The sequence below is a fragment of the Candidatus Phytoplasma pruni genome (assembly GCF_013391955.1).
Taxonomy (GTDB): Bacteria; Bacillota_I; Bacilli_A; order Acholeplasmatales; family Acholeplasmataceae; genus Phytoplasma.
In genome coordinates this window covers 1-16,644 of the sequence record NZ_JABUOH010000066.1, presented here as the reverse complement: position 1 = coordinate 16,644, position 16,644 = coordinate 1, and the positions used below count along the sequence as shown (strand labels likewise).

The 16,644-nt window shown below is 29.2% G+C and carries 14 protein-coding genes; 5 read left to right on the top strand and 9 right to left on the bottom strand.

What is annotated here, in order from left to right:
* Positions 1 to 167: 167 nt before the first annotated feature.
* The 4 genes from HR065_RS03360 to HR065_RS03345 form a co-directional block, all read right to left on the bottom strand.
* Positions 168 to 1,664 (bottom strand): ABC transporter ATP-binding protein/permease, encoded by a 1,497-nt coding sequence (locus HR065_RS03360; RefSeq protein WP_178734512.1) that lies wholly within the window; start codon positions 1,662 to 1,664, stop codon positions 168 to 170.
* 189 nt (positions 1,665 to 1,853) lie between these two features.
* Positions 1,854 to 2,819: an HD domain-containing protein gene (locus HR065_RS03355; RefSeq protein ID WP_244948361.1), complete on the bottom strand. Its 966-nt coding sequence runs from the start codon at positions 2,817 to 2,819 to the stop codon at positions 1,854 to 1,856.
* Positions 2,820 to 2,891: 72 nt separating this feature from the next.
* A complete protein-coding gene (locus tag HR065_RS03350; RefSeq protein ID WP_178734508.1) occupies positions 2,892 to 3,836 on the bottom strand; it encodes a CCA tRNA nucleotidyltransferase in 945 nt (314 codons plus the stop codon).
* Between the two features lie 31 nt (positions 3,837 to 3,867).
* On the bottom strand, positions 3,868 to 4,722 hold the full coding sequence (locus HR065_RS03345) for a DegV family protein (protein WP_178734506.1): 855 nt from the start codon (positions 4,720 to 4,722) through the stop codon (positions 3,868 to 3,870).
* Positions 4,723 to 5,066: 344 nt separating this feature from the next.
* On the opposite strand from HR065_RS03345, the gene HR065_RS03340 reads away from it, so the two are divergent.
* From HR065_RS03340 to trhA, 5 genes are all read left to right on the top strand, one after another.
* Positions 5,067 to 5,744 carry a S26 family signal peptidase gene (locus tag HR065_RS03340; RefSeq protein ID WP_178734504.1) on the top strand — a complete coding sequence of 226 codons (678 nt, stop codon included), beginning with the start codon at positions 5,067 to 5,069 and terminating at the stop codon, positions 5,742 to 5,744.
* Positions 5,745 to 5,784: 40 nt separating this feature from the next.
* Positions 5,785 to 6,435: a uracil-DNA glycosylase gene (locus HR065_RS03335; RefSeq protein ID WP_178734502.1), complete on the top strand. Its 651-nt coding sequence runs from the start codon at positions 5,785 to 5,787 to the stop codon at positions 6,433 to 6,435.
* An 84-nt stretch (positions 6,436 to 6,519) separates the two neighbouring features.
* Positions 6,520 to 7,467, top strand: coding sequence for a ribonuclease HIII (gene rnhC / locus HR065_RS03330; protein WP_178734500.1), 948 nt, complete (start codon positions 6,520 to 6,522; stop codon positions 7,465 to 7,467).
* 83 nt (positions 7,468 to 7,550) lie between these two features.
* Complete coding sequence (locus HR065_RS03325) at positions 7,551 to 7,970, top strand: HIT family protein (protein WP_178734498.1); 420 nt, start codon at positions 7,551 to 7,553, stop codon at positions 7,968 to 7,970.
* An 89-nt stretch (positions 7,971 to 8,059) separates the two neighbouring features.
* The gene (gene trhA / locus HR065_RS03320; RefSeq protein WP_178734496.1) at positions 8,060 to 8,749 is read left to right on the top strand and encodes a PAQR family membrane homeostasis protein TrhA; all 690 of its coding nucleotides are present in this window, start codon (positions 8,060 to 8,062) and stop codon (positions 8,747 to 8,749) included.
* Between the two features lie 163 nt (positions 8,750 to 8,912).
* Here trhA and ftsH (HR065_RS03315) read toward each other — a convergent pair whose 3' ends face one another.
* The 5 genes from ftsH (HR065_RS03315) to HR065_RS03295 form a co-directional block, all read right to left on the bottom strand.
* The gene (ftsH, locus tag HR065_RS03315) at positions 8,913 to 10,700 is read right to left on the bottom strand and encodes an ATP-dependent zinc metalloprotease FtsH (RefSeq protein ID WP_244948360.1); all 1,788 of its coding nucleotides are present in this window, start codon (positions 10,698 to 10,700) and stop codon (positions 8,913 to 8,915) included.
* Positions 10,701 to 10,719: 19 nt separating this feature from the next.
* A complete protein-coding gene (locus HR065_RS03310) occupies positions 10,720 to 11,679 on the bottom strand; it encodes a hypothetical protein (protein ID WP_178734494.1) in 960 nt (319 codons plus the stop codon).
* Positions 11,680 to 11,933: 254 nt separating this feature from the next.
* Complete coding sequence (gene ftsH, locus HR065_RS03305; protein ID WP_178734492.1) at positions 11,934 to 13,751, bottom strand: ATP-dependent zinc metalloprotease FtsH; 1,818 nt, start codon at positions 13,749 to 13,751, stop codon at positions 11,934 to 11,936.
* A 55-nt stretch (positions 13,752 to 13,806) separates the two neighbouring features.
* Positions 13,807 to 14,916 carry a DUF2963 domain-containing protein gene (locus HR065_RS03300; RefSeq protein WP_178734490.1) on the bottom strand — a complete coding sequence of 370 codons (1,110 nt, stop codon included), beginning with the start codon at positions 14,914 to 14,916 and terminating at the stop codon, positions 13,807 to 13,809.
* Positions 14,917 to 14,954: 38 nt separating this feature from the next.
* Positions 14,955 to 16,577, bottom strand: coding sequence for a DUF2963 domain-containing protein (locus tag HR065_RS03295; protein ID WP_178734489.1), 1,623 nt, complete (start codon positions 16,575 to 16,577; stop codon positions 14,955 to 14,957).
* Positions 16,578 to 16,644: the final 67 nt, after the last annotated feature.

The window sequence follows — 16,644 nt, the reverse complement described above, 5'->3', positions numbered from 1 at the left end:
TGAAGAATTTTAAATATTTTATCATTGAATTAGTTATTCATAATATTTTAACATAAATTAAAAAAAATTAAAGATTTTTTCACTTAATAAAGGCCTCCTTTTGATGTTCACAAAATCGGGGCAAATAAAAAAGACCTTTCAAAGGCCTTATAAGAAAATATTGTTCCTTATTTATTGTTGATCACGTCAATCGGTTTTTGACGTGATAATTTGTAAATCGGAAGAGCTATCGAAAGAAAGGTTAAAAAGTAAACGAATAAAGATTGGAGCCCTAAAAGTGACCAATAACTAAAGGTTGCCATTTTAGAAAAACCAGCAGTTAAACCGCCTAACAAAGCAAAAACCAAAATTAATATATTGATGATGGTGGCGTAAATAAACCCTTCAGATAAGAATATTTTAGAAACGGTAGAACCACGTGCTCCTAAAGCTCTTAAAGAACCCACTTCTTTCTTTTTTAATTTGATGCTAGCGTTGAAATACATATATATCATCATAAAGGCAATCAAACTCATCACTATCAAAGCAATAATTAATCCTATACGAAAATAGTAAAATTTCTCCATTAAAAGGTCATAATCTTTTTCGAATTGCGCTTTTAACATTTTATCCAATGCTTTGATTTGTTCAGGAGTTAAACGTTTATATTGATCTTCTAAGAAAAATTTCCATAAACCTTCCTTAACATAAAGAAAAGTCTCTAAAACAAGGGAAAAAATAGCTGCCACCCAAGAAACGATAAGTGCCGAAAACACTAATAAAACTTTTTTAGTTTTGAAAGTGAAAACGCCCATTTTAAAAGCTTTTTTCCAAGGTAATTGACTAGAAACATTTTTAAACGTTACTGGTTGTTCTTCCAGAAAAACCTCTTTAGTGGGCACAAATTCTTCTTTGTGGGCGTTTTTAATTTGCTCTTGAATTTGTTCCAACATTTCTTCGCTTAAAATTTGTCCTTTAGTGAACTTAGGTGGCTTATTTTTAAGCAAATTGGGGTCTTTAGTTAAATCTTCTATGATTTGTCCATCTTTTAATTCGATCACACGGTTTCCATATTTAAAAGCACTTTCGGCATCATGAGAAACTATCAGAACCAACCTATCTTGGGATAATTTTTTTAAAATATTAAAAATTTGTTCACTAGTTTTTGAATCCAAGTTCCCCGTCGGTTCGTCCGCTAAAATAATTTCTGGCTTTTTCACCAAAGCACGAGCAATCGCTATTCTTTGTTTTTGTCCTCCTGATAATTCGTTAATTTTTCTTTCTTCATAACCTGAAAGTTCCATTTCTTTTAATAATTCATAAATTAGTTTATTGTCCGGTTTTTGACCCTGAAGTTCATTCGCTAAAGCGATATTTTCATAAACATTCATACTTTCCATTAAATTAAATTCTTGGAAAATAAAACCTATCACGCCATTGCGATAGTTGTCTAAATCATTTTGTTTCCATTCTTGGGTAGAAAATTTATTAATTAAGATATCGCCGCTATCATACTTATCAAGTCCTCCCAATAAGTTTAAAAGCGTTGATTTGCCTGATCCTGATTTGCCTAAAATAAAAATTAAACCTTTATTGGGTAATTTTAAAGAGACATTATTTAAACCTATCGTAGGTAAGCCTTTTTTGGTAATAAAACCCTTATTAATGTTGATTAACTCAAACATTTTTTAAATCCTTTTCTTTCTAAAAGAAATTGAACTAGTACTTTTTTAGCTTGGTAAAAAGTTACTAGTTGACTTCCTTAATCAATTAATTGTAACACAAACAGAAACCTTTTGATCAAGAATAAAGAGCCTTGTTAGAAAGAAAAAAAACGCCCTTTTAAGCGCAAAAAAGACCTTTTAAGGTCTTGTTTATTCTTTATCATTGTCTTTGTCGTTAAATAGAGGTTTATAAAAATTTCTTTTACCAACCGCTGATAAAGGTTCTGAAAATTCCCCTGAGGTGGTTTTTTCTAAAAGTTCTCCCAAAGCGGTTAATTTAGCGTCTATATCGTCTAAATACCATAATAAAAGGGCTTCACTAGTTTGAGGCCTTTTAGAAGCTCCGTATTCTAAAAGTCCATGATGAGAAATTAATAAGTGTTTTAATAAGGTTACTTCTTCTTTATCTTGATAACCTAATTTCAGCGCTTCTTCATGAATGTTGTTAGAACCTAACACTAAATGTCCTAATAAAGAGCCTTCTTTTAAATATTTTTTTTGGGAAAAATCGAATTCTTCTATTTTAGCCATATCATGTAAAATAATCCCCGCATACAATAAATCAACGTTTAAAAAAGAATGAATTTGGACGAAAGATTCAGCTGATTTTAACATATTAGTGGTGTGATAACCTAATCCACCGTAATAATTATGATGTGTTTTTAAAGCTGCCGGCCAAATCAAAAAAGAAGTTTTATTTTTCAAATATAAATTAGTCGTAATTTCTTTTAATATTTTATTTTGAATTTTATCTAAATAAGTTTGAATTATTTCATCCACTAAAGCGAACGAAACAGGAGAACAATGGAAAAAATGGCTATAAAGTTCATAAGTTTGTTGATAATCTAGGACATTCTCTATTAAAGTGTATTCTTGACAAATAAAGACCGTATCTTCTTTTTTTTCAGCACAAACGACCGTAAAAAGATAAATCTTATCTTTCAGGGGAGGAGCATATTGAGGTTCTAATTTAATATTGACGCATTTTCCTTCAGGTAAAGAAATAGTCGTATTATAGAAATCTTCTCCTTGGTTGATGCCAGTTACTTTCCCGATTAATTGATATTTTTGACCAATTTTTTTTTCTTTTAAAATATTGCTTTGATTTTTATACATCTTTTTCCCCTCTTTTGAATTCATTTCTAAAAAAACCTTTATAAGTTAATTTTTCCATACTTTTTGTATTCACTATTGATTTAAATTTAATTGTTTTTTTATTTGTTGATTTAAAGAAGAATGTTGTTGAGCGTCGTATTCTGATAAGTTATAATTTTGTTTTTGATACCAAAAAGCGATTTGTTGAAATAAGGTTTTTTCTTCTGGTTTAAAAGGGTAATCATTGATAATTTGTGGTTCCAACAGAAAAGCTAAACTAAAAAATAATTCGTAGGTAAAATGGTTTATTTTCTTTTCTAAGGCGAAAAGAACGATGGGTTTAAAACTAGTTAAAACTTCCAGAGCGTTATTATCTCGCAAAGAACGCATCGCTTTGGCAAGATTTTTCTGTTTTAAAATTTTTTGCCATTCTTTCAATAAAGTTTGTGGTTTTATTTTAGCCAATAAACCGATATTTTCTTTTAAAACTTTTTGTGTTTCAACTTCCAGATCAAAATTTAATTTAGCTTGTAGATAAAAAAGCCTCATCATCCTTAAAGCATCTTCGGTTAATTTTTGATACGGATCGCCTACTGTTCTAATCAGTTTTTGCGCTAAATCCTGCCTTCCATTAACATAATCGATAATTTCATCATCTTCATTCATTAGTAAGCTATTTATAGTGAAATCACGTCTCATAAGATCTATTTTAATATCAGAGATAAAAGATATTTCGGAAGGATAACGATGTGAGAGGTATTTCCCTTCTTTACGATAAGTAGTAATTTCAAAAGAATGACCTTCCCAAAAAATTTTTAAAGAACCGTATTTCAGACCAGTAGGGACAGAAGGAAATAATTTTTGCACCACAGACGGATGAGCGTTAGTAGTGATATCTACATCAGAAAAAGGCACATCCAACAATAAATCTCTCACCGCTCCACCAACAATAAAAGCTTCAAAATGGTTCTGTTTTAAAATTTTTAAAACTTTTTGGGCGGTTTTTATTTTATCTATTTGTTTATGATTAACTTTCATAAAAGTCTCTTTTAGGTTATTTTTTGAAATTTTATATATCTTGTAAAATAATCCCTACTCCAACAACATTATTGCCGACATGAGCGCCTAAAGACGGAGAGGAAGGCATTTCTAAAATATCAGTTAAATTCAGTTCTTTTTCTAAAGCGACTCTAAAATCTTTTCTTAATTCAGGGTTTCCAGTAAAGGACAAATGCAGCAGATATTTTCTACCTTTAGTATAATCTTTTATTTGGTTAATAATATATTCAAAAGCTTTATCAGTAGAGAAAGTTTTTTGGACCATCACTATTTGACCTTTGTCATTTAGTTGTAAAATAGGTTTAACTCTAAAAAATCTTCCTAAAAAACCTTTTGTTTTAGTTAAACGACCATTTTGGATCAATTGAGTTAAAGAATTAACCACAAAAAAGATCGTATTATTGGCTTTTATTTTATCTAAATGTTGAATAACTTCTGGAGTAGAAACACCTTGTTTAAACAAACGTAGTCCTTCTAGAGCGAAATAACCTTCCGAAAAACCAACTGTATTCGTGTTATAAGGAATTACTTCAATTTCGTCTTTCACTATTTTTTGTGCTTGAACAACTCCATTATAAGTACCGCTTAATTGGGCAGAAATAGTAGTCACTAAAACTCTTTTATAACCTTGTTGAGCTAATTTTTTAAAATAATTGACCAATTCACCTACTGAAATTTGAGATGTTTTAGGTACGAATTTAGGGTTTTTATTTAATATTTCGTAAAATTCGTAAGCACTTAAATTTTCTCCGTCTATATATTCTTTACCATCAATATAGATTTTAATCCTGATTAAATCAATTTCACCAGCTTCAGAATAATAATCTAAACAACTAGTTGAAGTAGAAACTACTTTTGTATTCATATTTCTTTTTGTCCTCTAATGTACTTTAAATTTAAACATAAATTGTTTTATATCAACATTATAACAAAAAAAAGATAAAAAACCATGTTTTAAGAACCTCTATTGGAAGGGTTGTTCAACGAATAAACCATTATCTTAATTTATGGGCTATATTTATCCATGATGAGAATCTTTTCAACTTAACAAATTTTTTTGGCCCTTTTTTCATTAATAAAAAAAGAATGCAAAAAAATTGATTCAATTTATCCCAAAAACAACAAAAATATATTATAATTGAGTTAGTTAATTCTATTTCTAATAATTTATTTCTCAAAAGATTCGAAAAGTCACGGTACAAAAAAATCATGAAAAAAAATGATCATTCTCCAATAAAAAATATTTTTAAAATTATTGTTACTGTTTTCCATTACGTTATTTTAATCTTAGCTGTTTTAATGATGTTATTTAATGTTTTTGGTTCATTAGCTACTACTTTGAAATATTTTCGCTTTAGTTTATCTAGGGTTCCGACCGGAAGTATGGACCCAACTATCAAACCAGGAGATTACGTTTTAATTAAATATTTATCGGACGAAGATAAGTTCAATTTAAAACCATCCAGCCCAGGTAAAAAAGATGGTGATATCATTGTTTTTCAACCTAGTGGAAACCAAGCGAATGGCGGAACTTCAGATATTTCAGATTTGCGCAACAAAGGTGTTCAATATGTTATCCATAGAGTTGTTAAAAATGAGACCAATAATGGAAGTACCAAAGACGAAGATAAAACATTAATAACAACTAAAGGCGATAATGAAAAGACTAATAAGGAATCGTCACCTTATGAAACTAATTTAAGATATGAGGATATTAGAGCTAAACATGTCCTTATTATTCGTGAATTTTATGTTTATTTTGTCTTTTTTGTAGTTTTTGTCTTATTTATGTTTGATTTATATTTATCCTATATAAGGGAAGATAGCGAAGAAGAGGAAGAATACGAAGAAGAATATGAAGAGTATGAAGAAGAGGAAGAAGAGTAAAAAGACCATTAATTAAAAGGATTTGGGATAAAATAATATTGTGTGGAAAACAATTATAGAACAAGAAAAACAAAAAAATTATTTTCAAAAAATATCGCTTTTTTTAGAAGAAGAATATAACCAAGGTAAAGATATTTTCCCTCCTCAAACAGATATTTTTAATGCTTTTGAATTCACCCCTTGGGAGAAAGTAAAAGTAGTTATTTTAGGGCAAGATCCTTATCCTGGGGTTAATCAAGCTCATGGTTTATCTTTTAGCGTTTTAAACGATAAAACCCCCGCTAGTTTAAGAAATATTTTTAAAGAGTTGAAAAACGATTTATCTTTAGAAGCAAAGACGAACAATTTGTCTAATTGGGCTTTTCAAGGGGTTTTATTATTAAACGTTATTTTAACGGTAGAAAAAGGTAAACCTTTAAGTCATAGTCATATTGGTTGGCAAACATTTACTCAAAATATTTTAAAAACGTTAAATCGTAAAGAAAAAATGGTCTATATTTTATGGGGCAATTTTGCGCAAACTTTTGAACCATATATTAATGCTGATAAAAATTATATTATTAAAAGTCCCCATCCTTCGCCCCTTTCCGCTTATAGAGGATTTTTTGATTCTCGACCTTTTTCTAAAACAAACCAATATTTAGCGCAAAATAAAATCCCTATTATTGATTGGTCTTTAAGTGAAAAATAAAGATAGCTAAAACGATCAATTAAATCAATCTTTTTTGCAAAGAAACAAATCAATCTTTTTCAAAGGAAAAATAAGAGGTTTTTAATGTCTGAAACTCACACTTTTAAATTAAATTTAGAGCAAATAAAAAAGCTGCAACAACATTACCAAAAAGACATGATTTCCCATAATAATCCCACTGTTATGACGGTTGTTAAAAAAAACAATGTGAAAATTACTTTTTTCAAAACAGGCACTTGTTTGCTTCAAGGTAAAAATATTCAAAAAGAAATCACTTTTATTCAAGAAAAATTGCATCTTACCAAGCAAACGAGCCTTCCTTTAACTAATTCACCTTCCCAGTCTTCATCTTCTCAATCTTCGTCCCATCTTGCTCAAGAGAATCTTTTAACAAGAACAAATAACATTGGTTTGGACGAAGTAGGAACAGGCGATGTTTTCGGACCGGTTGTGGTATGCGCTGTTTTAGTCAAAAAAGAAGACATGTCTTTTTTACAAGAAATAGGTATTCAAGATTCTAAAAAATTATCTTCTCAACAAATTTTTAAGATAGCCTCTTTAGTGATGCAAAAAGTACCTTATCGTGTACAAATCCTTTCTCCCCAAGAATACAATCTTTTAATTAAAAACAATAATTTGAACAAAATCAAAGCTTTATTGCATAATAACAATCTTTTAGAGTTTTTAAAGGAATTACCGAACCCAAAATACCCTGTTATTTTGGATCAATTCGCTTCTCCTAAAAATTATTTCGCTTATTTAGCCAACGAAAAAGAAGTTTTCCGTAATCTTCTTTTGGAAACTAAAGCCGAATCTAAATATTTAAGTGTCGCTTTAGCTTCTATTATCGCGAGATATGTTTTTTTACAAGAAATCAAAGCTTTAAATAAATCCCTACAAATGGAGTTAAAATTAGGGGCTTCTAAACTGGTGGATGAACAAATTAAACGCATTTATCAAAACAAAGGTTTAACGGTTTTAAAAAATATTTCTAAAAATAATTTTAGAAATATCCGAACTTATTTAAAATAAAGCGATCTTATGAAAAAAGAACGTTATTTTCAATAATAGTTATTTTGTTAAGAAATAGAAGAAAAAAAGAGGTTTTTTAATTTATGTCTACTATATTTACTAAAATTATTCGCCAAGAAATTCCTGGTTATATTTTATATGAAGACGATTTAGTGGTCGCTTTTTTAGATGTTTCACAAAACACTAAAGGGCATACATTAGTGGTGACTAAAGAGGAATATGCTAATATACACGCAGTTCCGACAGAAGTCTTAAAACATTTATTTGGAGTAGTCCAACAAATGAGTCGTGTTTTAGTTCAAACTTTTAATGCTGAAGGAATCAATTTATTGAATAATAATGGCGTAATAGCGGGTCAAACAGTTTTTCATTATCACGTGCATTTATTACCACGTTATAACGAAAAAGAGCTGAAAATTGACGCTGTTAATCATATGAACCAATTGACTAAAAAAGATTATCAAGACATTCAAAAAAGTATTTTAAAAAACTGGCATAAATAAAATTTTTTTTGTTAAAATAAAAAATATGATTAAATTATCTTGTTTAATTATTTAAAAAAAATTTCTCAAGAAAGGAGGATATTATAAGAATGAATTGGCCAACTAAAAAAGTAGAACGACAAACAATAGGCGAAGAAATCGCTAACGCGATATCGCACGGTATAATGGTTCCTTTAAGTATTTTTATTTTTTGTTTTTTTCACAAATGTTCTTTAAAAGGTAATTCTGATGTTAGCCGTATTCCTTTATTAGCTTTTATTGTGACTATGATGATCCTTTATTCTATGAGCTCTTTATATCATGCTTTAGCTTTTACTAAAGCTAAAAAATTATTCCAAAGATTCGATCATATAAGTATTTATTTATTGATTTGGGGCAGTTTCTTCCCTTTTTTATTTTTAAAATTAAATCAAGAAATGTTTTCCATTGGTAATCTTAAGGTAACGAAAGGTTGGGTCTTTTTCTTGATCCAAACCATAGTGGTTTTTATAGGAATGTCCTTTAAAATCTTGAGTTTCGATAAAGGTGAAAAACTACATTTATTTTTATTTTTAATCTTAGGTTGGAGCGGTCTTTTTTTAATCCATTCTCTTTTAGAATTGCCTATTAGCTTATTGTTTTTGGTTTTAGGCGGAGTAGCTTACAGCGCAGGAGTTATTTTTTATAATAATTCCTATAAGAAATATTACCACTTTATTTGGCATCTTTTCGTTAATGCCGGCAACCTTTTGCATGTGGTAGCTATCCATTATATGTTAAAAAGTCTGCCTTTATTGTAAATATTAAGAAATAATATAATTTTACGATATAAATGAAAAAAAATAATAATATATAACCTATTAAAAAAGACCTCTTGTAAATAAGAGGTCTTTTTTATTTAATTATAACATTAATTTTAATTTGTGGATTAATTTTATTCCTATCACGGGTCTTTTTAACCAATTAAGCAACTAAAAGTTCTAATTCATCTTTATGTATAGTTTCGTTTTCTAATAAAGAAAAAACTATTTTATCTAATAAATCTTTATTATCTTGAATTAGTTTTTGCGCCTGAATATAACAAGAATCAATGATTTTGGTTATTTTTTGGTTGATGGCTTTTTTATCAGAAAATTCTTGATCTTGAGTTGGTCCTAAAGCAGACATTCCGTATTTAGTTACCATTAATCTGGCTATTTTAGTAGCTTGTTTAAAATCATCGTAAGCGCCGGAAGACACATCCTCAAAAATTAATTCTTCGGCTACTCTGCCGCCTAAATAAGAAGTGATTTGCGCTAACATACGTTTTTTAGAGGAAAAGAAGGTCTCTTTTTCGGGCATCATCAAATTATAACCTCCGGCATCTCCGCGAGGAATAATGGTTATTTTCTGCACTTTTTGAGCATGTTCTAATTTCAAACCAATGACAGCATGTCCGGCTTCGTGATAAGCCACCATTTTTCTTTCTTCTTCATCGTATTTACGGGATTTTTTTGCTGGACCCATTAAAACACGATCGATGGCTTCTTCTAGTTCCAACATGTGAATCGTTTCTTTTTGATTTCTCACGGTTAAGATGGAAGCTTCGTTTAAAACCGCTCCTAATTGGGCTCCGCTCATTCCTGGAGTAGATTTCGCTATTTTTTTAAAATCTACTTCTGGAGCAATTTTTTTATTTTTAGCGTGAACTTTTAAAATAGCTTCACGAGCTTTTAAATCTGGCAAACCGACCGTAAAACGGCGATCAAACCTGCCGGGTCTTAATAAGGCTGGATCTAAAATATCCGCTCTATTGGTCGCCGCCATAACGATTACTCCTGAAGTTTTAGAAAAACCATCCATTTCGGTTAATAATTGGTTGAGGGTTTGGTCTTTTTCTTGAGAACCGCCACTATTGCCGGAATTTCTTTTACCTCCTAAAACATCTATTTCATCGATAAAAACAATACATGGCGCGTTTGCTTTAGCATCTTTAAATAATTTTCTCACTCTTGAAGCACCGACACCCACATACATTTCTACAAATTCAGAACCAGAAACAGCGTAAAAAGGCACTCCAGCTTCGCCGGAAACCGCTTTCGCTAATAAGGTTTTACCAGTTCCAGGCGGTCCTTCTAATAAAAAGCCTTTCGGAATAGAAGCGCCAATAGCGTTATATTTTTTAGGATTTTTTAAAAAATCGATTAATTCAGTTAATTCTTCTTTTTCTTCTTCGTTGCCGGCGACATCTTGAAAAGTAAAAGAAGATTTTTCTGAAGAAGTTTTATTTTTGTTACCCATTTCTCCTCTAGCAGTTTTTAAAGAAAAATAAATATAAATGCTAAATAAAAGAGTTGATAAACCGCTCATAATATCTATTATTACACTAAAAATATTTAATTTAGGTTTATAATTTATTTTTATATTTACATCAGAATGGCTAGTTTGTTTTTTTGCCGATTCGATGTATTCCAATAATTTCAAATACATTACACCGTCCATTTCAGTGTAAAAAAAATTATTTTGAAAATCTTTTCCTTCTATTTTTTTATGATTATTTTTTCTTAAAACACTTTCGCCTACTTCATAAATATTAATTTCATCAAATGTTTTATTTTCAATATTGTGTAACATATCATAAGGATCTATTTTAGTTCCCTTATTATACCATTCTTTATAAAATTCATAAATGAAAAAAGTCAATAGAAAAAAAATTATAATTAGTAGTAGTAAAAAATTCTTATTTTTTCTTTGCAATAAATTTGCCATCATTTTTTCCTCTCGTTATTTACTACTCTGACGACAAAATCGTTGAAGCGCCTGTTTGTTCGTTAATTATAACAGAATTGGTAGTTTTTTCGATGTTTTCTTTTTTCTCTTTTATAACATCGCGTATTCTTTCTAATTCTTCTTCATTTGTGTCTTTTTTTATTTTGTTTTTTTCGTTCGTCGCTTCGTCAAAATTTGTTTGGGCTGTTTGCAAATATTCTTTTTGAATATTGTAATCTTTTTCTAATTCTTTTACCTCTTTTTCTTTATCACGTTGTTCTTGAACTTTTGCTTTCGTTTCTTCTCGCATATTTTCTAAGTATGTTTTTAAAACTAATTGTTTTGTCACTAATTTGATCATTTCAGAAGAATTTAAAGAGGAATTGTTGTTTTCTAACTTTTGAATTTCTAAATTAATTTTTTCCAATTCTTTGAATTTAATTTGAAAAAATAAAATTATAGATGAAGAATCTAATTCAGCGATTTTTAATTCTTGTTTAGCCTTTTGATAAATATTTTCTTTTTCTTTGTATTCGATTTTTTTTGTGTTTAATAAATCTTTACTTTCTGCATAAATTGTTTTTATATTTTGCTTTAAAGTCCCTTCGTCAGTTGAACTGTTTTCTCTCACTTCGTTTTCAATTTCTTCTGCTGGTTCTTGTTTATTTTCTTCTCGATTTTGCAAATCATTTAACTCTTTTTGTCTGTTTACATTATCTTTTTCTACTTGTTTTTCTTCTGTTTTCATTAAATCATTTACTGTATTCAATTCGTTTTGTAAATTTTCTAAACCTTCTTCTACCGCTTTTAATTCGCTATTTACATTTGCATTGGAAACGTTGGGGTTTGGCTTGCTTAATGTTGATTTTTTATCTTTTCCTTCTCCCCCCTTTTTTAAAGTAAAATATAAAACTAAACTTAAAAATAAAACAAAAGAAACTATTGATATTCCTAAAACACTTTGTTTTTTAGTTAACTTCATAAAATTTTTTAACAACCTTTCATATATTTTTTTATTCAATAGTTTTTTATTATAAAAATACTATTAAAATATATTATAATCAAAAAAAAAAAAAAAACAAGTCCCCGCGAACTGAGGCCATTGTTTTGAAGAAAAAATATCTTTGTAGTTTTACAAAAACTAATTAAACAAAAAAAGAGACTATTTTCAGTCTCTTTTTTGTGTGTTTAAAATATTTTTTACCAACTAAAATCATTCTTTTAATATAAAAATATTTATTTTTCTTCTTTAACTAATTGATCTAATTCGTCTTTGTTAATGGTTTCTTGTTTTAATAAAATATCCGCTATTTTGTCTAATAAAGCTTTATTTTCTTGTAGAATTGCTTGAGCTTTTTTATAAGAAGTATCGATTATTTTTTTAATTTCTATATCGACCGCTTTTTTATAAGAAAATTCAGTGTCTTGGGTTTGACCTAAAGGGCTCATACCGTATTTAGTCACCATTAAACGAGCTTTATTAGTGGCTGATTTAAAGTCTGAATAACAACCATTACTAATATTTTCATCACCAAACATCATTTCTTCGGCTGCTCTGCCGGCTAAAGAACAAATAATGTCGGCTTGAAGGCGTTTTTTTGATTCAAAGAATAATTCGTTTTCTTCCATAAATAAAACATAACCGCCTGCATGCCCTCTTGGAACAATGGTGATTTTTTGTATTTTAGGAGCGTCTTTCACTTTTAAAGCGATAACCGCGTGACCAGCTTCATGATAAGCGGTTTCTCTTTTTTCTTCTTCGCTGTATTTTCTAGATTTTTTCGCCGGTCCCATCCAAACTCGATCAATGGCTTCTTGTAGTTCATCCATTGTGGTCCATTCTTTTTGGTTTCTCACGGTTAGAATAGAAGCTTCATTTAAAACAGACGCTAATTCCGCTCCGCTCATACCAGAGGTTTGTTTGGCTAATTGGTGAAAATTAATATCTGTGGATAATTTTTTATTACGAGCGTGAACTTTTAAAATAGCTTCTCTTGCTTTAACATCCGGTAGATCTACCATAATTTTACGATCAAATCTACCTGGTCTTAATAAGGCGGAATCTAGCATATCCGCTCTATTAGTCGCCGCCATAACTATGATACCAGAGGTTGAAAAACCATCCATTTCGGTTAATAATTGGTTTAGAGTTTGATCTTTTTCCTGAGAGCCGCTGCCATTGTCAGAAGTCCTTTTTCCGCCTAAAACATCAATTTCATCAATAAAAATAATACAAGGAGCGTTTCTTTTGGCGTCTGTAAATAACTTTCTTATTCTTGAAGCACCGACGCCCACATACATCTCTACAAATTCTGAACCAGAAACAGCGTAAAAAGGCACTCCCGCTTCGCCGGCTACGGCTTTCGCTAATAAGGTTTTACCAGTTCCTGGTGGACCGGATAATAAGACTCCTTTAGGGATAGAAGCTCCCATTTCTTTGTATTTCTTAGGTCTTTTTAAAAAGTCAATCAATTCTTGGACTTCTTCTTTTTCCTCTTCGTTGCCAGCGACATCTTGGAAGGTAAATAAAGATTTTTGCGAAGATGACACTTTAGGGTTGTAATTTAGTTTACCTTTATTTTGTCGCAAAGCATAAATAATATAAAAAACCCAAATAAAGGAAGAAAAAGTATGGATATGCTCTAATAAAACATTAAATATTCCTATAGAAAAACTTAATAAATTCACATCATAAACGTAATTTTTTTTATCTTTGGGAAAATTATTGATAAAAACGCCAATATTATCTAATTCAACGTTAAATAAAAGTTGGTTATTTTTATCATAAGTCGCTAATTTATAATAAGTATAAGTTTTATAAAAAAGCTCGCCTTGGGGATTGATACTGTTGACTTTATTGTATTTAATTTTAAAAACGTTTTTATCATAAATTTTTGATTTTGCTTCCAATTGAGGAATTTCTTTATTTTTATCTAAATTCCATTGTCCTATGCCAAAATAAGAATTGATAAAAAATAACCAAAATAATAACAAAGAAAACCATATTTTTTTCTTATGGCGGAGGTAGAATAATTTTAAATTTCTAAAAATCATTGATAATTCCTTTCTCTTTTTCAATGAACTAAAAAAATATATTTCTTTGGTTTTTTTAAGGAGTAGTTATGTTTTTAATCGTTATTCCATCCTCTTCATAATTGATGGTTCTAATTTCTTCTGCTGTTTGGGGATCATATTCAATAATGGCTTCAATTTTATCTTCGTTATCTTGATATTCTGTTCTTTTGATTATTTTGGTGCCTGTTTCTTGATCGTATTCTTCCACGATTAAAGGCAATAAACCGCCCTCTTTGTAATTAGTGAATTTAACTTTTTTATCTTCGGTTTGAGGATCAAAATCACTAATATTCTGGATATTATTATTGTCATTTTGATAATCTGTTTGTTTCTTTTTGAATCCTGTTTCAGGATCGTATTCAGTTACCACTGAAGGGTTGATTCCATCCTCTTTGTAAGTGATGTAACTTATTTTTTTCTTGTCTTCGTTGTTATGATATTCAATAATATTTAAGATATTATTATTGTCATCTTGATAATCTGTTTGTTTGATTTTATAACCGGTTGTTTCGTCATATTCTATCACTACCGAAGGGTTGATTCCATCCTCTTTGAAAGTAGTGTATTTTCTTTTTTTATCTTCTGTGCGGGAATCATATTCAATAATAGATTCTATTATATCTTGATCGCCTTCCTTTTGATAATCTGTTTGTTTCTCTTTATATCCTGTTTCTGGGTTATAAATTATTTCAATTTCTATTTTATCTTTGTCATCTTGATAATATATGGTTTTGGTTTTCTTACTTTCTTCTGGATTATTAATATCTGGAATATATTCGTTAACCATTAAAGGCGTTGTTTTATCTGCTTTAGGCGACATATCTTTAATAAGGGTGCCGTTGAGATTATATTCTTCCATAGTCCCGTCGGCAAAAACAGTTTTAATTATTTTTTCAGTCTGTCGATCATATATAATAATCGTTCCATCAGCTTCTTGTTTTTGGATGGTGTTAGATTGTTCTGTTTCTGTCGATGGTTTATTATTGGTTTCTGTTGGATTGTTAATTTGTGTAGAAGGACTTATTTCTTCATCCTTGGAATGTGTTATTTTCCAAGCGAGAAGGATAGTTACATTTAACAAAACAAAAGCCAATATAACGATAATTATTTTCTTATTTTTTCGAATAAATTTTTTATAATTCATTTTATTTAGCCTTTCTTTATTTTTGTTTAAACTTATTTTTAAGGCGTAGTTATTTCTTTAATCGTTACCCCATCATCTTCGTATGTGGTTTTTCTTATTATTTTTTCCGTGTCAGGATTATATTCGATCATAGTTTCGATTTTATCTTCATCATCTTTATATTCTTCTTGTTTAGTTTTTTTACCTGTATGTTCGTGAAAATATAAAATGATTGAAGGTTTTATTCCGTCCGGTTTGTATTTTTTCATCATTTTAATTTTTTCATCTTCTTGCGGATCGTAAAGAGTAATTGTGTCAATTATATTTTTGTCTTGTTGATATTCGATGCATTCGAGAACGTTCCCTGTTCCTTCATCATATTTAAAAAATAATGAAGGTGTTTTGCCATCTTCTTTGAAAGTTGTTTCATTTATTTTTTTATTGGCTATGTTAGGATCAAATTCTATAATAGTTTCAATTTCATCTTTATTATCTTGATATTTAGTTTGTTTTATTTTATTTCTTGTTCGCGTATCAAAATCAGTAATTAATGAAGGTTTTTCTCCGTCCGGTTTTAAAATTGTTGATTTGCTTTTTCTTTCATTAGTGTGCAAATCATAATCGATAAAATTTTTAATTATGTTTTCTTTCTCTTTAAAATTTGTTGTTCTTTTCTTTTTTCCCGTATTAGGATCATAATCTGTAATTTTTAAAGGTTTTTCTCCGTCCGGTTTTAAAACGATTTCATTAATTTTTTTATCTCTATCATTTGGATCATAATTAGCAACAGATTTTATCGAATCTTCGTTTTCGCGATATTCTGTTTCCTTAGTGATATTGCCATTTTGCAAATCAAATTCTATAACAATCGAAGGTTTTTTTCCATCTGGTTTTAATATCGTTTCTTTTATTTTTCTCTCTTGCACTTCTGGATTGTAATCGATAATTATTGAGATTTTATTTTCTTCATCTGAATATTTTTCATCTTTAAATATATTGCCTGTATTTTTATCATAATATGACACCAATAAAGGCGTTGTTTCATCATCTTTGAAAGCGATTTCTTTTGTTTTTCTATTTTCATGCGTTTGCGAATCATATTCAATTATATTTTCGACTTTATCTTGGTTATCTTTATATTGGATTTGTGTTTTTTTATTGCCTGTTGAGGGTTCATACTCTAAAACTATTAATTTTTCTTTTCCATCTGATTTGAATTTCGTAACTTTTAGCATTTTATTTGGTATTGACGAATCATAATCGATAATACTATCTATTTTATCGCTATTTTGATGATAATCTATTCTTTTTTGTATGTTTTTTGTTTTTGCGTCATATTCTTCTGTTGTTCCTTTGTCGGTTGCAAACCTTACCCTTATAAGATCTCCTTTTTCATTAAAATTTTGAAATGATCCATCTGTAAATTTTTTTTCAATTATCCGTTCAGTTTCTTTATCATATATAAAAATCGTTCCATCTGGTTGTTCTTGTTGAATAATTTTTTGATTTGATGCGTCATTCGGTTCCGTATTTATTTCTTTTTGGTTAACGTTTTCATTTGTTTTATCCCCTTGGGAAAGCGTCATTTTCCAAGCAACAAACACAATTGCATTAAATAAAATAAACGCCAATGTTAGGATAATTATTTTCTTATTTTTTCGAATAAATTCTTTAGACGACATATATCATTCAACCTTTCTTATTTTTTTATTAATAATAATTTAAAAAAAATAAATTATTAAAAATTAT